This is a genomic window from Paenibacillus solanacearum, from assembly GCF_910593845.1.
Lineage (GTDB): Bacteria > Bacillota > Bacilli > Paenibacillales > NBRC-103111 > Paenibacillus_G > Paenibacillus_G solanacearum.
Map to the genome: position 1 here is coordinate 36,885 of NZ_CAJVAS010000011.1, position 19,704 is coordinate 56,588.

The 19,704-nt window shown below is 53.7% G+C and carries 13 protein-coding genes; 9 read left to right on the top strand and 4 right to left on the bottom strand.

Annotated elements, in window-relative coordinates:
• Positions 1–17 precede the first annotated feature (17 nt).
• A complete protein-coding gene (locus KXG62_RS14180) occupies positions 18–2,948 on the bottom strand; it encodes a 1,4-alpha-glucan branching protein domain-containing protein (RefSeq protein ID WP_218092640.1) in 2,931 nt (976 codons plus the stop codon).
• Between the two features lie 12 nt (positions 2,949–2,960).
• The gene (locus KXG62_RS14185) at positions 2,961–3,464 is read right to left on the bottom strand and encodes a DUF4912 domain-containing protein (protein ID WP_218092641.1); all 504 of its coding nucleotides are present in this window, start codon (positions 3,462–3,464) and stop codon (positions 2,961–2,963) included.
• Between the two features lie 252 nt (positions 3,465–3,716).
• On the opposite strand from KXG62_RS14185, the gene KXG62_RS14190 reads away from it, so the two are divergent.
• The 4 genes from KXG62_RS14190 (at position 3,717) to KXG62_RS14205 (ending at position 8,046) form a co-directional block, all read left to right on the top strand.
• Positions 3,717–4,142 (top strand): hypothetical protein, encoded by a 426-nt coding sequence (locus KXG62_RS14190; protein WP_218092642.1) that lies wholly within the window; start codon positions 3,717–3,719, stop codon positions 4,140–4,142.
• 300 nt (positions 4,143–4,442) lie between these two features.
• Entirely contained in the window at positions 4,443–5,252 is an 810-nt protein-coding gene (gene sigI, locus KXG62_RS14195) for an RNA polymerase sigma factor SigI (protein ID WP_218092643.1), read from the top strand.
• Positions 5,245–6,813 carry an anti-sigma-I factor RsgI family protein gene (locus KXG62_RS14200; protein WP_218092644.1) on the top strand — a complete coding sequence of 523 codons (1,569 nt, stop codon included), beginning with the start codon at positions 5,245–5,247 and terminating at the stop codon, positions 6,811–6,813. Before sigI ends, KXG62_RS14200 begins: the two co-directional genes overlap by 8 nt.
• A gap of 210 nt (positions 6,814–7,023) precedes the next feature.
• Complete coding sequence (locus KXG62_RS14205; RefSeq protein ID WP_218092645.1) at positions 7,024–8,046, top strand: aldo/keto reductase; 1,023 nt, start codon at positions 7,024–7,026, stop codon at positions 8,044–8,046.
• Between the two features lie 81 nt (positions 8,047–8,127).
• Here KXG62_RS14205 and KXG62_RS14210 read toward each other — a convergent pair whose 3' ends face one another.
• A complete protein-coding gene (locus KXG62_RS14210) occupies positions 8,128–8,703 on the bottom strand; it encodes a hypothetical protein (RefSeq protein ID WP_218092646.1) in 576 nt (191 codons plus the stop codon).
• A 239-nt stretch (positions 8,704–8,942) separates the two neighbouring features.
• On the opposite strand from KXG62_RS14210, the gene KXG62_RS14215 reads away from it, so the two are divergent.
• The 4 genes from KXG62_RS14215 (at position 8,943) to KXG62_RS14230 (ending at position 16,682) form a co-directional block, all read left to right on the top strand.
• Positions 8,943–9,536: a sulfite oxidase-like oxidoreductase gene (locus KXG62_RS14215; RefSeq protein WP_218092647.1), complete on the top strand. Its 594-nt coding sequence runs from the start codon at positions 8,943–8,945 to the stop codon at positions 9,534–9,536.
• Between the two features lie 298 nt (positions 9,537–9,834).
• Positions 9,835–13,650 carry an S-layer homology domain-containing protein gene (locus tag KXG62_RS14220; RefSeq protein ID WP_218092648.1) on the top strand — a complete coding sequence of 1,272 codons (3,816 nt, stop codon included), beginning with the start codon at positions 9,835–9,837 and terminating at the stop codon, positions 13,648–13,650.
• Between the two features lie 187 nt (positions 13,651–13,837).
• Positions 13,838–15,586 (top strand): sensor histidine kinase, encoded by a 1,749-nt coding sequence (locus KXG62_RS14225; RefSeq protein WP_218092649.1) that lies wholly within the window; start codon positions 13,838–13,840, stop codon positions 15,584–15,586.
• Positions 15,567–16,682 (top strand): response regulator, encoded by a 1,116-nt coding sequence (locus KXG62_RS14230; RefSeq protein ID WP_218092650.1) that lies wholly within the window; start codon positions 15,567–15,569, stop codon positions 16,680–16,682. The genes KXG62_RS14225 and KXG62_RS14230 overlap by 20 nt, the downstream gene beginning before the upstream one ends.
• Positions 16,683–16,729: 47 nt before the next feature.
• Here the strand turns inward: KXG62_RS14230 and KXG62_RS14235 are convergent, their stop codons facing one another.
• Positions 16,730–17,278, bottom strand: a complete 549-nt coding sequence (locus KXG62_RS14235) for a hypothetical protein (protein WP_218092651.1) — start codon at positions 17,276–17,278, stop codon at positions 16,730–16,732.
• 226 nt (positions 17,279–17,504) lie between these two features.
• On the opposite strand from KXG62_RS14235, the gene KXG62_RS14240 reads away from it, so the two are divergent.
• A complete protein-coding gene (locus KXG62_RS14240) occupies positions 17,505–19,700 on the top strand; it encodes a sensor histidine kinase (protein WP_218092652.1) in 2,196 nt (731 codons plus the stop codon).
• Positions 19,701–19,704: the final 4 nt, after the last annotated feature.

The following is a 19,704-nucleotide window of genomic DNA, read 5'->3' on the forward strand; positions in this document are numbered from 1 at the left end:
CAGGATGAAGCGCAAGCTTAGACGCTTCCTGCCAGCACCGGAGCCTGTTCATGCGTCAGCTTGCGGTATTCACCCGCCACGCCTTCGGCGATCCGCTCCAGCAGATACCGTTCCCGGAGCTTGCGGAATGCCGCCTCCGCCATGCGATGGCCGAGCTGCGGCTGCAATAGCAGATCGCTGACGTGCCAGGCCAGCGATTCGACATGGCCGGGCAGCGCCTTGTAGCCGTCGACGCCATGCTCGACCATCTCCGCCAGCCCGCCGGTGTCGGAGATGACGACCGGTCTTCGGTGCTTCATCGCCTCCAGCGCTACGATGCCGAACGGCTCGTACAAGCTCGGGATGACGCAAACATCGGCCGCGCGGTACAGCGCCGCCTTCGTCTCGTCGTCCACGAAGCCGGTGAAGCGGACGCGATCGCCCAGCGGAGCGGCGAGCTGCTTGAGCTCATCGGCCATCGGGCCGGAGCCGCCGATGAAGAGCACCGCGTCCGGGGCGTAGGCCGCTATGCGCGGCATCGCGTGAAGGAGCGTCTGCACGCCCTTCTCGTAGACGAGCCGGCCGATGAAGAACAGCACGGGGCGGTCTTCGACACCGAATCGCCGCTTCGCATCCCGAGCGGCTTCCTCTGAATGCTGCGGATCGAAGTCGCCGCTGTCGAGCCGGATGCCGTTAGGGAATACGAGCACTTTAGGCTCAGGCAGCTGGAACAGCGTCTGCACCTCGCGCTTCATCGACTGGCTGCACACGAGTACCCGTTCCGAGTCATAAGTAAGACGATACTCCAGATGATGAATTTTGTTCGACAGCGCGGAGTGGAGCCGCCCTTGATGGCGGCCCCATTCCGTCGCGTGAATCGTACTGACGAGGGGAACGCCATAGCTCATTTTCAGCTCGCGCGCCGTATGGTACACCATCCAGTCATGGGCATGCAGCAGGTCAATGCGGCCGCCATGCTCTTTCCAGCGCACCAGATGGTCGGTCATCGCCAGGTTCATCTCGAAGGTCCAATGGTAAAAGTCCGTATCGTACGAATGAAGCACCGGGATTCGGTGCACATAAACACCGTTGCGGCGTTCGAAGTCGGGCGCGCCTTCATGCGCGCTTGTGACGACATGCACAATATCGCCGCGGGCGGCCAGCGCCTCCGCCACATCGCAGACGGCGCGGGACAAGCCGCCGACATACTTGGGCGGGTACTCCCAAGCGAGCATTACATGGTTCGGCCGATGCGCCGTTTCCCGCAGTACCTGCTGCCACGGGTCCGCGTCCCGGATGATCGGTATCGGCGATGTGCGCTCGATCGCCACATAGTCCCGATAGTCGATCGCCGGGAAGCAGGAATCTTTGGCTTCGAGCTCGGCGACGAACGCTTCGTCCAGCTGCTCCGCCTCGATCTGATCGCACAGCATCCGAAAGCAGCCCAGATGGTCTTTCGTGCGCCGACAGGCGTATTCGACGACCGTCTTCGAATCCATGATGAACGCCCAGTCGCTGCTCTGCGCCAGCATTAGCTCGCGCGCCGCCTGATTCAGCGCGCGCTTCAGCAGCGAAACGGGGATACGGCCGGCAGCCAGGGTCAGCTGCTCATGCTTCGTCGCCAGGCGGATCATTCGCAGCTCGGCTTCGTGGAGATGCCGGTAGATCCAGTCGTTGTTCCCCTGCAGCCATACTTCCACAGTGGACCCGCGTCCCCAGCTAGATTCGTTCAGCTTGCCGGTATCGGCGACGGGATATTCGTTCAAATACGCCGATGGCGTAATCAGCCCGATGTCATGCTGATCGAATCCGATTTTGCGGAACAGCATTTCGATCCAGAGCGGCCCTTCGTACCACCAATGGCCGTACAGCTCGGCGTCGTAAGGAGAGACGACGATCGGCTTGCGGTCCAGCTGGGCGGCCCAGTGGCGAATTTGATGCTGCCGGTTGAACATGAAGTGGCCGGCATGCGCCGCCGCCTTCGCTTTCGCCCACTCGGGGTTATACGGCTCGCGGTGAGTTCCTTTCCCCGTGATGCGGTAATATTTGATGCCCGTGTTGACCCGCTCATGCGTCGACAGCACGTACGGGCGTATATGCTCCCAGTCCCGCACATCGTTCCAGCCCAAGTCCCAGCCGATGTCGCGGTAATATTCGCGGTAATCGCAGTCCCCCGGGTAGCCCTGCTCGGCGCTCCACACCTGCTGCGACGATTCGGGGTCCCGCGGGAACGCCGAAACGCCGTAGGGCGTCATCAGCGGCGCATACAGCCCCCGGTTGGGGCGGGGCGTCGCATAGGCGACAGCGGACGCATCGGCGATAAAGTAATCGATGCCGAGCGATTTCAGGATGCGGTCGACGCCCGGCGTGAAGCCGCATTCCGGCAGCCATATGCCGCGCGGCTTGCGGCCGAGCAGGCGTTCATGCTCCCGTACGGCCGTCGCCAGTTGGGCGCGGATCGCTTCCTCCGTCTTCATCAAGGGTAAAAATCCATGCGTCGCCGCACAGGTCATAATCTCCAGCTTGCCTTCGTCCTGGTAATGTCTGAACCGGGAAACGACGTTCCGTTCGGCGGCTTCGTACAGCTGCTTCAGCTTGCGAAACCGCTCCGCGTACATGCGGGCGAGCGGAAGAAGCCGGGCGTCCCGGCGAAGCCGGACTATCTCCTTGTCCGCCAGCTCGATCAGCTTGTCCAGATGGGCGGCGAACCGATTCTGCATCAGCGGGTCGGTGCATAAGGAGAGCAGCGTCGGCGTCAGCGACATCGTGATCCGGAAGTCGACGCCATCCGCGGTCAAGCGGTCGAACACTTCAAGAAGCGGAAGATACGTTTCGGTCATCGCTTCATAAAACCAGCGTTCTTCCATGTAATCGTCCCTGTCGTAATGGCGGATATAGGGCAGGTGGGCATGGAGAACCAAAGCCAGATACCCTGAAGGCTCCGGCTTTGGCTGTACGCGATGTAACATAAAAGGACGACCTCATTTCATACAGTTGGAGTACAGATTGAAATTTTCAAAATCCATCGGTGCCATACGGCCAACCGCTTGATGCTGCACTTGCGGTGCGACCGGCACGATCGGGGCGCCCCAGGGCGCTTCGGCGTCTCGCGGCGTTTGCGCCGGGGCTGCGCGAAGCAGCGGGACGAACTGTCTTTCCAGCGTATACACGCCGAGGTCTGCCAAGTAGACCGCGCCCGGAATGAGGCCATGGATATACCAGCTTCCGGCGTCCGGCGTCGTTTCGATATCGAAATAACCGTTCGCGTTGTGACCGTTAAAATACACCGTCGTCACATCGTAGATCCGCAGCACTTTCGGCAGCACCCCGTAATCGCATTCGAAATGCTGGGAGCAGAGCCACCGCTTGCGGTTGCTTACTTCCCAGTACGCATACAGCGTGCGAGGACCTTGCACCATGACATGCAGCAGGTCCTTCTCATACCGGTCCGGCAGCTCGCAGCCGGATGTCGGCCATAACTTCACGGATACGCCTCCTCGCCCGAGATATCTATTACATAATTTGCAGGAAGCGGCGATGCTATGCATTTTCCGCAGGAAAGGGAGCAGGAGGAAACATTTAACTGGCACATTTCGCAGTGAAAAAAGAGGATTTTTGTGAGCTGAGGTCGAATAAAAGTTGGGATAGCGGTCTGCGCATTCTTTTTTAGAAACGACAATACTGGCATGGAATATATATAAATGAGAAGACAAGATAGGAGACAGGGGGACATGTCGATGAGTTTTTGTTGCGGGGCAAGCATGATCGGAACCAAGGGGACGTTAAAGCATATCCGGACGCAAATTCATAATGTGCCGCTGTTGTTTTGTCCGGTATGCCACCGGGTGGAGGTTCACCATCTGGTGGAGAACGAATATGAAATATTGGCCGAATACGCGCATGGCGACGGAGCGCCGGAAGTGGATTTCCAGGAGTATGTGGAGAGCCGCGACCAGGCCGAGCTGTTCGAGAACTGCGTCAACAACGAGAACGAAGAGCCGCTGGACGTGGTGCGCAGCCAGATCGACATGGCGCTGGACCTGCTGATGGTGGCCAAGCAGATGAATGACGCCGAGTGGGAGCAGCAGCTGAAAGAGCGGCTGAACGTCTTGAGCAAGCGGCGCCACAAGCTGAAGAGCAAGAACACCATGCGAGGCCGTTAATACGGAACTTTCCTTTCGTCCCTTCCCCGCGATACGTTTAGCAGGGGCAATGCGTCGGACCTACGACGCTTGCACATAAGCCGCATTGGCGATGCCGGAGCAGATGCTTTCCCCCGGGTACGCCGTTATTTCGGCCTGTCTAAAAACAGCGGATTGAGGGACGTTTTTTTGTAAAAACGGGCGTTGGCAGCGATATCCTTATTTTCCGGGAACCCCCTTGAAAATAACGTTTCAATCGCGCGTCTCTGACCCCCGTAATTCCAGTGATTATAGCGAAAATTTTAGTGCGAGGTGGAACGATTGCTGCTTGTTTTATTTAAGAAGTTTCTCGGGAAACGACAGTCACACCACCCCGATTCGGGGAACACGCAGACCCCGGAGCAAATTGTAATCTGTATCCAGGAAGGTGATTTACGTCTGCGCAACCAGTTCATTACGGATTATCAGCCGTATGTAGCCAAGGTGACCAGCAGATTTTGCAAACGATATATCGACCCCGCTCGCGACGATGAATTCAGCATCGCGCTTGGTGCTTTCAATGAGGCGATTAACCAATTTTCGCCCCAAGCCGGGAGGTCTTTTCTGGGCTTTGCCGAGCAGGTGATTCGCCGTCGGCTGATTGATTATGTCCGCAAAGAGCAGCGCTTCTCGCAGCAAATCCCGTACAGCACCTTCGAGGTGGAGGACGAGGAAGACAACGCGGTGAATCCGATTGAAATTCACCAGGCGATCGAGGAGTACGAGAAGGAGAAGAGCGCCGAGGAACGCCGCGGTGAAATTATCGATCTGAACCGCTGCCTGACCGATTTCGGCATCCGGTTCGGCGATTTGGTCGATGCTTCCCCAAAGCATGACGACTCCAGACAGGCGCTGTTCGGTATTGCCCGCAAGCTGTCGCGAGACCCGGAGTTGATGCGGATCATGGTCGCCAAACGGATGCTTCCGATTAAAGAATTGCTCGATCAGGTGGAAGTGTCCCGCAAGACGCTTGAGCGCAACCGTAAGTTTATTATTGCAGTCGCTCTGATTTATAACGGGCCATACCCGTATCTCAGAGAGTATTTACATATCAGAGACGACTCGGAAGAAGGGGGGGTTGCGAGTGAATAAAGGGGTTGTCATGGAAGTTTCGGACAAAAGCATCATTGTGATGCGGCCGGATGGCAAGTTCGAACGGGTATCCCGCAAAAAGAGAAAATGCGAAATCGGCGAAGAGATTACATATGCCGAACCCGGAATTAATTGGCGAAGCCCGTCTGTCGCAGGACGCTCCGCGATTGCGGCGGCGGTGATCTTCTGCCTGGTGCTGTTCGCCAGCTTCAATGGCAAGCTGGGAAGTCCCGAAGTCATTGCTTACATATCGATGGATATTAACCCGAGTATCGAGATGGGCATCGATATGAACGAGAATGTGCTTGAGCTTCGCGGACTGAACGATGACGGCAACGAATTGGTACAGGATGTCAGCTACAAGGGAGAGAAGCTCGAAGCGGTCGCATCCCGCCTGCTGGATAAGGCCGAGGAAAAATCGCTTGCGAAAGGAGAGGCGGAGATCGTCATCGCCAGCACCGTCGTTCAGGAGAACGCCAAGGTCAGCGATACGCAGCTCGCCGCCAAACTGCAGGAGCAGGTCACCAAACACATCGAGAAAGCGCATCCGGCCGAGGCGAGCTCTTACCAGGTTGCGGCATTCGCCGCACCGCAGGAGGTACGCCAGGCAGCGGTTCAGAACGGTGTTTCCATGGGCAAATACACCGTGTATTTGAATGCCAAAAACAGCGGGACGGACGTGACGCTGGATGAGCTGAAGAAAGGGTCGGTATTGCAGCTTTCGAAGGATAAGCCGGAAATATCGAAGGTCATCCAGAAGGGCTCCATCCCGAGCAAATCGGATATCAAGAAGCTCGTGGAAGAAGAGAAGTCGGGGCAGCTGGACAAGAAGCTGGAAGAGAAGCTCAAGGAAAGAAAAGACAACAACGGCAAAGGCTCCGCGACCACGGGCAGCCAGCCGGGTAAAACCAACGGGCAGACGAATCAAAACAACCAAGCCGTGAAAAACGGCCAAGGCAGTCCGATGAACCAAAACGGACAAAACGGGCAAAATGGCAAAACGGATCCGAAAAAGCCTGGCTTTTCCCTTCCCGGCAAGCCGACAGACAATAAAGGCAACAACCGGGACGACAAGGACGATAACAAGAAGGATGACCGTAAGGATAATAAGTCGACGCCGGTCATCACTAGGCCCGGGACGAATCCTTCGAATCCGCAGACCAAGCCGGGAACGCCGAATCCCGGAACCGTTCGGCCTGGAGACAAACAGGACGATCGTAAGGAGCAGGATAAGAAGAAAGAAGAAGACCGGAAACGGGAAGAAGCTCAAAAAAATGAAGAACAGCGCCGGAAGGATGAAGCCGCCCGGCGCTTAGAGGAGCAAAAAAAGAAAGCGGAAGAGCAGAAGCGGGAGCAGGAGAAGAAAGAACAGGAAAAGAGAGAGCAAGCGAAGAAGGAACAGGAGAAAAAAGAGCAAGACAAGCGCGAGCAGGACAAAAAAAATCAGGATAAGCGGGATCAGGATAAAAAAGATCAAGATAAAAATAACGATCGCAAATCCGACGATTCCAAAAAGAACGACGGGAATGACAACGACAAGTGGAGAAGCGGCGGACGGTGAATTAGCGCCGTCCAAGCGATATTTGTTGTCACCCGTCGGAGCGCAGACAGCCGTTAACCGATCGGCGGTCTGCGCTATTTGTTTGCGCCGCGTCTCTGATTATATCGGGGCATGTCTGTTTTTTTGCAGACGTTTGCACTATAATGATCACATACTTACCGTTCATTGATTTAAACCGAATTACGCATGGGAAAAGGGAGATGGAGCTACGTGCGATACACGATGTTTGGCCAGACGGGCAGCCGGGTTTCTTCGCTTGGCTTTGGCGCGATGAACTTGCCGGGCGTACCTTTCGAACAGGCGAAGGCGGCGCTGAACTATGCGCTGGATGAAGGCATCAACTATATCGATACGGCCGCAGGATACCGGAACAGCGAGGAGATTATCGGGGACAGCATCTCGCACCGCCGTTCCGAATATTTTCTCGCCACCAAGACGAACAAGCGCGACTACAAGTCGGCGATGGAAGAGATGGAGCGCAGTTTGACTCGCATGAAGACGGATGTGATCGACCTGCTCCAGGTTCATTATGTCAACACCGTTCAGGAGTTTAAAGCGGCAATGGAAGAAGACGGCGCCTATCAGGCGGCGCTGGAGATGAAGCGCAAAGGGCATGTCCGGTTTATCGGCATTACCGGCCACCGTCCGGAGCTGCTCGCCAAGTGGATCAGCAAAGGACAGTTCGACCAGGTGCTCTTCCACCTCAACCTGGCGCAGCCGTTCGCGCTGCAGGAGCTGATTCCCGAAGCGACGCGCCAGAACATGGGCAAGACGGCAATGAAGCCGCTCTCGGGGGGCTTTATTCAGCCGGTTTCCAAGGCGATCCGCTACCCGTACAGCCAGGATGTGCACACGATCATCTCGGGGATGGTCAGCATCGATGAGGTGAAGGAAAATATCGCGGCGATGCGTGAAGAAGTGGGCGACGAGGAACGGCATGAGCTGGAGCAGCTGGCGCTGGAGCTTGGAAGCCATAACTGCCGGCGCTGTAACTATTGCTCCTGTCCGATCGGGGTTACCATCCCGGATATTATGATCTCGAGCCAAGTTCGCCAGACGTTCGGCCTGCTGCCGAAGGGGGACGGATTTTATGAGCGGCAGAAGGATAAAATTTTGTCCTGTGCCGACTACGAGCCCTGTAGGGAGAAGCCGCTGTGCGAGGAGAAATGCCCATACCATTTGCCGATGCAGCAGGTGGTACAGCAAGCGGCCGGATATTTTAACGCCGGGTAGGTCGCTGCCCGGACATCAAAAAAGTGGATTTTCCGGAAGCTTGCTAACGGAAAATCCACTTTATGTTTTATTGGCGCAGCGCTAGGCCTGCATGGTCGTGTTGCCGCCGGCAACGGAGGAGGCTTCTGCATTCGGAGCGGTGCCCATCAGCTGCATACCGACATTCTCCAGATCGTTCACCCGGATAACGAGCCGGGTTACTTCCTCGGTGGTCACCGACAAATTCCGGGTCCGCTCGGCGAGCTGCGGCAGGTCGATGCCGACCCAGCCCCGCTTGCGCGGATGCACGCACAGATCGAAAGGCAGTACTCCGAGCGACACGGCGTCGTTGTCGGTCGCGGCGTCGGTCTGATCCGATCCGGCGACGGATTCGAGCCGGAAATACAGTTTGTTTCGCTTCCACTGCACATAGCCGGGAGCGAACGTAATGGCGACTGCCGCTTCGTCCCCTTCGCCATGCTTGGTAAATCGGGCTTGCTTCTTCTTACTGGAATGAATGTATTGATTTTGAATATCCGGCAGCAGCAGCACAATTACGATCGGCAGGCCGCTGGCCGCGTACAAATACTGAGTCGATTCGAATACAATCGCAAGCGCTACCAAGGCTAGGAACAGCACGATAGACACGCTCAGCCATAGTCCCTTCGGTTTGGACATGAATGAAATCCCCCAGATGATCATAAAATCAGTCAATATTCTTATTCTATCATAAGATGCAAAGCCTTTGAAGATGTTTGCTTTGGTCGGCTTACCAATAATTATTGTAAATAATGCCTGTCCGTCTGTCTTCTGCGGCGGGAGGAAGTAATAGGCGAGCTTAGGCGAACTGGAACAATGGCGCCGGTTGCGGTTATACTAGAGAGTAAGCATAACAAACCGTAAGGGAGAACAGAAGGATGCCAGCAGATCCTAAAGATACAGGAATCAATCATCGCATTCCGCCGGGCCAGACGCTGACGGAAGGCTTTCCGGTGCTGCATTATGGAAGCGTGCCGTATTACAACGATATGGGCAAATGGGACTTGCGCCTATTCGGATGGATTGAAGAAGAAGTCACGTTCAGCTACAAGGATTTCCTGGCGCTGCCGCGGAGAGAGTTCAAGAATGACATTCACTGCGTCACCACCTGGTCCAAGCTGGACAATGTGTGGGAAGGCGTCGCGGTCTCGACGCTGATGGAGCATGTGAAGCTGAAGCCGGAGGCGAAGTTCGTCATGCTCCACGGCGAGCACGGCTGGAGCACGAACTTGCCGCTGGACGATTTTTTGCGGGACACGACGTTCCTCGGCATCAGGCATAACGGGCAGCTCTTAACCCCCGAGCACGGCTATCCGGTACGGGCGGTCGTCCCGCATCTGTATTTCTGGAAGAGCGCCAAGTGGCTGCGCGGCATCGAGTTCATGGAGAAGGATAAGCCGGGTTTTTGGGAGCGGAATGGATATCACATGTATGGAAATCCCTTTAAAGAGCAAAGGTACGATTTTGATTAGTTATTAGAGTGTTAGAGCGATAATGGCGTTTCATTAAAATAGAGCGACCTCCTGATAACCTCCTGATGGGCATTTTGAGGCTAGGACCTCGTGTACAACCCCCATCGTGCGAGGCGCTCATTTTTTGTTTACGCTTTGAATTTTTTCTGCGATCTGTCCGTTGAGTGCTGCGATCTTCCCCCGCTACCTTTCATAATTCTTTCATTCCGCTCTGTTAAACTGTTTACGGGTCATACTTATTGGCCGTTGGCGAGGCGGCTCGCCGAGGTAAGCGAACAGGAGCAGAAACGGAGATGAAATGTTGAAAAAGCAGCTAGTCATAGGGTTGATCGTGTTACTTGTCGGAATGCCTTTATGGGTCGCCGAGCCCTTGCGGGTCGAAGCCGCCTATACGTTTAGCGGGGGGAATGGCAGTCTGGGGAATCCCTACGTCATTATGACGGCGGACGATCTGAATCACGTCCGGGATAGCCTGAACTCGCACTATAAGCTTGGTGCGGACATCGATCTGTCTTCGATAGCCAACTGGGTGCCGATCAGCCCTTTTGGCGGGAATTTTGATGGCGGTCATTATACGATCAGCAACCTGACCATCGATTCTTCTTTGCCCGAAGTAGGTTTGTTCGGGTTTGTTAATTCCGCTATTGCAGGTCCGACTCTAACCGTGATCAAAAATGTGCAGTTGGAGAATGTGCAGATTACGAGCAGATCTTTAATTGCTAAGGTTGGAGGATTGGTAGGGGCAGCCGATGCCTGGACCGCGCTGGATCGTATTTCTGTGAGCGGTGAAATAACCGGAGTAGGTTCTTGGGCAGGGGGCATATCAGGGCAATCGTTCAATATTGTGTCCAACAGCGAAGCGCATGTTCATTTAAATGGCAGTTTCAACTATGCAGGGGGATTAACCGGGTATAATGTATACGGCATTTCAACAAGCTATGCAACCGGCGATGTGACAGTGACCGGCAACGGTAATATGGCCGGGGGGCTGCTCGGACATGGGACAGGGGAAATATCCAACAGCTATGCAACGGGCCGCATTGAAGCTAGTAACCCTAGTAGTTTTGTAGGTGGGCTAATAGGGTATCCTGGGAAAGCCATTACGAACAGCTATGCGTCGGGGGGGCTCGTTAAAGCTGCAGGAAGCGGAAAAATCGGGGGCTTGATTGGTAATAGCAACAATCCGCCCTATACCATTACTAAATCTTACTGGAATATAACCGATAATCCGGGTATAACCACCTTGGGGACGATGCCAGGAACGGACGGGGCTGTACAGAAGTCCAATATGAAGGAATTGATTACTACAGGGGGATGGGACCCGGCGATTTGGGGCATGCAGGAAGGGATCAGCGCTCCTTACTTGAAGACATTTTCGCCGGTGTTAAGGGTCGCGCCTATTTCAACTACATACTACACAGAGCCGGCCGGCAATGTGCTTCAGGTTTCGGGTCATATCCGGGATGGAAGCATCGGCGAGCCCTTGACGATCCGCATAGCGATACAAGATCATATGGATGCAACCGTGACCGATTATGTATATGAAATGCCGGCTACAGGCGACAAGCAGACTTTTAGCTGGTCAACGCGAATCGATGATCAACGCTACCCGGAAGGAACGTATACGCTGAATATAACGGTGGAAGATACGGTTGCGGGACATGAACAACAGCAGTCCTTCTCATTCGATGTGCAGGATGTAACCGCTCCGCCTGTGCCGATCGTGACGAACCTAATGCCTGAACAGGTGCTGGGACAGTCCACACCCGCGGTCAGCGGCACGGCGGAGGCTGGAAGCACGGTGACCGTTGTAATGGACGGGACTGACGCAGGAACGGCAACCACAGATGCAAGCGGGAACTGGACGTGGACGCCGCCATCGGCTCTGAGCGAAGGAGCGCACACGGTGCAGGCGCGAGCGTCAGACACAGCGGGGAATGCGAGTGCGCCTTCGGCAGCACGTACGTTTACGGTGGACACCATCGCGCCGACGGCAGCTGTTTCCAGTGCGGGAAGCGGCACGGTCAACGGATCCTTTCCCGTAACCATCACTTTTAGCGAAGCGATTCAGGGCTTTACGGAGCATGATTTGGAGATCGAGAATGGATCCGTATCGAATTTGGTTATCGTGACTTCGACGAAATATTCCGCCACGGTTAGCCCGACGACTAGCGGGCGAGCTGTGAAAGTAACCGTAGCTCCAGGGACCGTAACCGATGCCGCAGGCAACGTTAATCCTCAGTCGAATACGCTGCTTGTCCAGTATGATACGACCAAGCCGGTCGCCGTCTTCGGTAATTTTACGCCTGGCGAGCTGTTTCAAGTACCGCCAGCAGCGGTTACCGTTTCTGTCTACGAAGCGGTATATTGGATTGCCGGAGGAGCCCAGTTAGATGCCGGGAATGCATTGCCGCTCATCAGCATGGACAAGGATGGTGCAGCTTTTACGGCCTATATGGCAAGTTTTGATGCACAGTCCCATGTATTTACTATAAGTTGGAATGGTCCCGTGCAGGATGGGGAGTATGGGGTGCTGGTGGCCGGGAATGTGGTGAGAAATGTATATCACAATATTCTCGATGCAGCGCGTGCGAGCTTTATAGTTGACCAGACTCCGCCTGCGGCGCCAGTGCTCGTAACGCGAACGAATGGGGAGTGGACGAATGATGCTGCACCGGTGATCGGCGGAACGGCGGAGCCAGGATCAGCGGTGACCATCCGGCTGGATGGAACGGCAGCAGCGACGGTAACGGCAGCAGGTGATGGGAGCTGGAGCTGGACGCCAAGCTCACCACTGTCCGAAGGTGCGCATACGGTGAGTGCAAACGCAGCGGATGCGGCAGGGAATACGGGCAGCTTCTCGACCGAGTATACGTTCATGGTGGATACGCAGCCTCCGGTTATAACACTTGTAGGTGATGCTTGGATTGTTCTTACGGCGGGTGACCCATTTATTGATCCCGGCGTGACTGTGACGGACATGGAAGAAAGCATTCCGGTTATGATTACAGGCAGCGTAGATGATCAGGTTACAGGCACTTATATCCTGCAATATGATGCGCAGGATCGAGCGGGGAATGCTGCAGTACCAGTGATGCGTACTGTACAAGTGAATGTGAGGAGTACAGATCGTACGGATAGTACGGATAGTACGGATAGTACGGATAGTACGGATAGTACGGATAGTGGTGGCGTCCAGCTACCTGGCAATGCGAACCTTGATCAGCTTAACGTGAAAGCCGGCGGAGATGAACTGGCGTTAACGCCGGTATTTGCAGCAGAACAGGCAAGCTACCGAGTTGAAACATCAGCAGATGAGGTATGGATCGAGGCAGTCGCTTCAGATGCGAATGCCATTGTAAGGCTAGGGGAAGCAGCGCTTACCCAGGGGACAACAGTCTCCCTTACAAGGGGTGACAATGTGTTCGAGCTTATCGTCGAAGCGGAGAATGGCGCGGTCAAATCGTACAGCTTGACCATTCAACGTCAGACAGGGACAGCACCATCACCATCACCATCGCCAGTGCCCGTACCAGCGGAGAAGCCGGCTTGTACGTTCCTTGATATCAAGGGGCATTGGGCTGAGAAGAACATTTGTGAAGCTGCAAGGGAAGGGATTGTGAACGGGAAATCGGATACTGAATTTCACCCCGAAGGGCTCGTTACACGCGTAGAGTTTGCGGCCATGCTGCTTCGCACATTTGGAGCTGTTTCTGGACCTGCTGCGGATAAGGTATTTACCGATCAAGGCCATATCCCCGCTTGGGCAGCAAATACGGTAAGCAGGGCAGTGGAAATCGGCATCTTGCAGGGATATCCAGACGGTTCGCTTCAACCTATGCAGACCGTGAGCCGATCAGAAATGGCTGTCATGATGGTAAGGGCCGCGAAGTGGGATGTCGAGCAAGGGCAAATGACTTCCTTTGCCGATGAAGCCGATATTCCGGCTTGGGCCAAAGGATTCGTCTATACCGCTGCAAAGCGGGGGTTGTTGAATGGACGTGACGGCAATCGATTTAGCCCATCCGAGCCGGCGACCCGGGCGGAAGCGGCCACAATCCTGCTGCAGTTGCAGCGTGTTCTTGACGATATGTCCGGTGAATTGACAGATTAGAAATCGCCAATGATTTGACAAGGCAATAGATTCAGGCCGGTCCGGTACGTCATTGTTAATGACCTATCGGTTCGGCCATTTTTTGTCCTTGCACAAACCTGGGTAAACCTTACAAAAGCTGACTCCATGGTCGATATATAATAGAAAGAGTCTTAGCGCTTTAAGTCAAACATAAGGGACCTATTTTATGACTACAACAACGCAGCTTATCTTTATGATTGCATCCGTGACTATGACATGCATCATCTTTATTTTTGTATACGGGTTTAGAAAAGAACGCGGTATACATTATTTGCTCGGTGTGATCGTTTGCCGCATTATTTATGTAAGTGGCGTTATTATGGAGAGAAGCAGCGATACCTTACAGGAGAAGCTTTTTTTTCGTAATATCCATCAAACCGCTTTAGACCTAATGGTCCCGTTCTTTGTCTTGTTCGTACTTGAACTGGTCGCCTACGATAAGCTATTAAGGATACGTGGGAAAATGATGCTGATCGTAGCATTCGCGCTCTGGTCGATGCTGATGTGGTTCGATTCAGATCTTCATGTGATCTATCGTAAGATTGAGCTCCATGACGGTCATCTGGTAGTGGCCAAAACGATCTATTCGATCACATTCTCTATGATTTGCTACAGTATGTTGGCTGTATGTTTTTATTTTTTATTTCAGTATGTACGGAATATCCGTAAAGATATGCGCAGCCCGGGGATGTGGGTTCTATGTCTGATCTCGATTTCGGGTATCATAGAGATTGTCAAATTAATCAACCCCGGGTGGTCATCATGGCTGCTTCCCATGTCGGTTTACTGTAGTTTCTTAGGGATGTTGGTGCTAATCATCTTATTGCGATATAAATTTTTCTCGCTCGTTCCTTTTGCCAGAAACATTGTGCTGGATACGCTTCAGGAAAGTATTCTGATTGCGAATGCCTCAGGCAAAGTGATCGATAGCAATAAGCAGGCTTCCCAGTGGTTTTCAAAGATGGGCTATGCGAGCCTTTCCGGCCGGAATATCTCGGAACTATTGGAGCGTTGGCCCCATTGGAATACGTTGTGCCAGTCTATGCAGCAAGGCAATGTAGAGATTGACGCTTGGCTGGATGGTGGAAGAAACGTTTACAGCGTGAACGTATATCCGCTGCAAACGCTGCGCAGGAAGGAACAGGGAAGTATTTCGCTTATCTTTGATATTACGGAGAAGCAGCGCCATCTGGATCAAATTGCTCAGCTTAACCAGTTGAAGGACCAGTTGTTCACGATCGTATCGCATGATATTCGTAGTCCGTTGGCATTGCAATTTCAACTCGTTGAATTGCTGGAGGAAGAACGAGACCGTTTCGGTACGGATCACCGGGAAATTGTTGAAATGCTGGGCGACCAGATTCGGAATACACTCGGAATGGCTACTAATTTGTTGGAATGGTTTCGCAGCCAGCGGGAAGACATGGCTCTTCGTCCACAGTTACTGGAGTTGTCTGAGGTTGTGGAGGAATGTTGTCATGTGCTTCATATTAAAAGCGAGGCCAAGCAGATTAGGGTGCATCATCACATTGCTTCAGGCACTCGTGTGTATGCTGACCGGGAAGCGCTTGGATTAATTATTCGTAATTTGGTATCCAACGCGATTAAATTTACCGGATGGGGCGGTTCAATCCATGTACATGCTCAGTTATCGGGAGATAAGGTGATCGTTTCTGTCCGCGATAATGGAGTTGGTATGGAAGAGGATCAGGCTCGCCAGTTATTTAGCGAGAATCAGCTCCATTCATTGCCCGGCACGATGGGAGAGAAAGGCGCGGGACTTGGTCTTCTCGTTAGCCAACAGTTCGTACAACGAAGCGGCGGAAGGATATGGGTGGAAAGCAAAGCAGGCCAAGGAAGCGTATTTTACTTCACCATGAGAGGGGAACAGCGTGATGAAAGTTCTCATAGTTGACGATGAGCCAGCCATGCTGTTTGCTATGAGGCGAATGCTATCGACTATGACAGGCGTGGAGCTTGTTGGTAGCTTCCAGAATGCGGCAGGGGTACTGGATTTCGTCCGGAACGGGGACGCGGATCTAGCATTTCTGGACATCAAGATCGCTGAGGATAACGGATTAGAGCTGGCCCGCCGCTTGCGTTCGCTGCGCGCGGAGCTTGATATCGTGTTTACTACCTCGCATTCAGAATTTGCGCTCCATGCTTATGATGTTTATCCATTGGACTATATGGTTAAGCCCATTTCCCAAAAACGTCTAGCCCAGACGATTACTCAAGCATCTAGCAGACGGAATGCTTCTTCTGGTGGCGCTAGCGGCCTCACGCTTCATCGGCTGACGGTTCGGAGTCTGGGCTGCTTTGAGGCCAGTAGTAAGCAAGCGGGTGCTGTAAAATGGATCTCCAAAAAAAGTATGGAGTTATTCGCCTATTTGCTCGTTCACCGGGGGCGAAGCGTAACCAAAATTCGAATTTTGGAGGATATTTTCCCGGAGAGGCCTCTTAAGAATGCGGAAGCGTACCTCAATACGGCGGTGTATCAACTTAGGAAAGCATTGTCGCCGCATGGGTTCAAGGAAATGGTCATTTCAGCGCAAGAACAGTATCGTGTGGACTTGGATCAGGTAGATGTCGATTTTATTCAATTTGAGCGCGACGTGAAGGAATTATCCGAAATCGACGCAGCGAATGTAGCAGCGGCAATCGACCTGGAGAAGCAGTTTGCAGGCGAGCTGTTCGAGAATCATTCCTTTGTATGGGCCACTGCGGAACAGGAGCGTTTGGCCATACTATACGATTCCTTTGCCAAGCGTCTCGCAATGTGGCTGCTGGATCGGAGGCAATATAGAGAAGCAGTGCAAATTGCGAGAAGACTTGCGTCTCGTAATGAATTTGAAGAAGAATCCAATCTGCTTCTGTTGAATTTATACGGAGCCGCAGGAGACCGGCAGTCCCTGCATAACCATTATGAGCATTATAAGCAGTTGCTGCTTCAAGAGCTTGGCCTTCAGCCTTCGTTGATGGTACAACAGCTATATGAACAATATCGGTGAGCACAAAGGCTGATAGACCCGTTAAGCTGAGCCGAGTTTGAACCCTTTTAACTTTTCGACAAATTTAACCTTCCTCCCCAGATCGTATAACCCATGCCTACATAGGCCAATCCCCAGAAGAAAGCAATATACTTATTGTCCTCTACCGGCAGCGCCATGGATAAGAGCATCATGACCAGCAGAGCGATGACCCAGCGGGGGAATACGTTCGCCCGATAAGAAAGAAATGTGAATACCGGCGTTCCTCCTGTCAATCCAATCAGAACGAGCATGCGCATAAAGGCAGGCGCTACGCCGCCGGGATGAAGTGCCGGATCAGCGGATTGGAGCATAGTCCACAGCATGCAGGCTGTCGCGATGTTGCCGATAATCAGCGCGAGAATGGTGATAAACCCGACTATTCCCGTTTCCCTCGATTGAACCATAAAGACGGCAATGGTGCCGATAGACATAAGAATGCTTGCGACGAATCCGAAGACCAGCTCCGGGAGGCTGTCCGTCCCCCAGATCATGGAGCTTGGCGTCATCCCCATACGGCAGAGGCCGGCCAGCAGGCAAATGAGGCCCAGCCATTGAATCGCTCGTGCTTCATTCATTGTCAGTGCAACCTCCTCCCGATCCATATCGCTTATGTTAGCTAGCTCGAGTATAGTCGACGGGAGATCATGGTAAACAGAGCAAGGAGCTCACGATGTTCGGGGAACGAAAAATGGGATGCTTTTCGGGAAATTCGGGAACGATCCGGGAAGTTGCGTATTCTCCGTATTCAGGCTGCAGGCCGGTCGCTATAATAGAGGTAGATTTCCAATCGGAGGGGGTTCCATGCAGCAAATGCAAGAGGAGAGCGCCGATCGAGCAGCGGAGCCCGCAGCTCGGAAGCCGCAAAAAGTGCTCCTTGTCGGTCTGCAATGTTTTGCCGCTTTGTTCTCTCTGTTTACGGCAGTATTATATTGTACGGGGATCCCCAAGTACTACCAGAAGCTCGTTGCCACTTGCATTGTAGACGGATGCGGCCGTTTCGTACCCGCCATGCCGCTTGAGAATGCGGGAGCGATTCACCTGTCCCTGGAAACTTATGCCGTCCTGTTCGTATTTATTGATGTGTTGTTTACATTTGTGTATTACGGGGCTGCGCTGCTTCTTTTGTGGAAAGGCTTTCGCGAACCGATGGCCCTTCTGGCCTTCTTGGCCTTGGTTGCGTTCGGCACTTCGTTTCCTTCGTTAACTTCCGTCGCTTTTCAAGGGTTATTCGCCCAGGAACGGTGGTTTGAATTTGTAGCGACGCTCGGCTGGGTGGGATTATCGCTATTGTTTTTGCTTTTTCCCAACGGTTCGTTTGTGCCGCGATGGACGGCGGGCGTGTTTATCTTGATTGTGGTTGTGAATGTCAGCAGTTTTTACAATCGCGGCCTCATCTGGAACGAGATAAGCGGTTCCGCCTATCTTCTGGTGTTATGGCATGTAGGCTTGACGGCGATTCTGATTTATTCGCAAATATACCGGTATGTCAAAGTATCCTCGGCGGCGCAGCGCCAACAGACCAAATGGGTTGTGTACGGGCTTGCCGTCGGCATGACCGGGTTTATCGGCATGAGCATTTTGTTCGACCCTCGTCTGAATGACGGGAGCGCCCTGACTTACGTGTATCTCAATGCGATTCTTAATGTAAGCCTGCTTGCCATCCCGCTCACGCTTACGATGGCCGTACTGAGGCGCCGGTTGTGGGATATCGACCCGCTCGTCAACAGAACGCTGGTATACGGCGCCCTGTCTTTTTGCGTGGCTGCGATCTATATTGTGTCGGTTTATTACTTGAGCCGCTTATTCGAGACCAAACATAATCTGTTCATCTCCTTAGCGTCGACGGCCATTGTGGCGGTCGCCTTCGCCCCGTTAAAGGAAAAGCTGCAGCGGCTCATTAACCGGATGCTGAAAGGCCGCCACGACGATCCTTATGCGGTATTGCTGGAGCTGGGAAGCCAGCTGGTCCGGCCGATGGCGCCGGAGTCGATGCTGGAGGCGCTCGCTTCTACCATTCGGGAATCGCTAAGGTCGCCTTACGCAGGCATTGCTATCGGCGTGGGAGGACAGGACGCTTTTGTCGCCTCGTCCGGGGCGCCTCATCATGAGGTGCTGTCATTTCCCATCATCCATCTCGGGGAAAAGCTCGGCACGCTCTACTTATCCCCTCGTTCGCCGGGGGAGGCGTTTTCGTCGGAGGACAACAAATTTCTGGAGGTGCTCCTGCACCAGGCCGGCCCGATCGTTGAAAATGTGAATATGACTTTAGGCATGAAGCTGCTGGCAAAGGATTTGCAAGAATCCCGCGAACGACTGGTCTTGGCCAGAGAGGAGGAACGCCGGCAAATACGCAAAAATTTGCATGACGATTTAGCCCCGCGTCTTGCCGCGCTGGCGCTCAATGCGGCCACGGCGGAGAAATATGTCATGAAGCAGCCCGATATTGCCATAGAGATGCTGGGGGATCTTCGAAAAGTGATACGTGCGACAGTGGATGAGATTCGGACGCTCGTTCATGATTTGCGTCCGCCGTCTCTGGATGAGCTCGGAATTATCGGTGCGGTTCAAGAAAGAATCAACGAGCTGAATAAGCCGGCGAGGCTGCTTGCGGATGAGCAGGGAACGACGCCGATTCACATCCGGCTGCATGAACCGCCGCTGCTGCCGGTTTTGCCGGCGGCGGTGGAGGTGGCCGCGTACCGCATTGTTACGGAATCGCTGACCAACGTGATTAAACATAGCCAAGCTACCGAATGCACGGTCAAGCTCGATGTGTCGTCTCTACAGCAGCTGATCATCGAAGTTGCGGATAACGGCGCGGGTCTGCAGTCTTCTTACACGCAATGGCTTCCGGGCAAAGGCGGCATCGGACTCCAGTCGCTCCGAGAACGGGCGGCGGAACTGGGCGGACATTGTTCGATTGAACCAGCGGAGCATGGCGGCACGCGGGTGCGGGCTATATTGCCGATTTATTCGAAGGAGGCGCAAGAACATTGAGAAT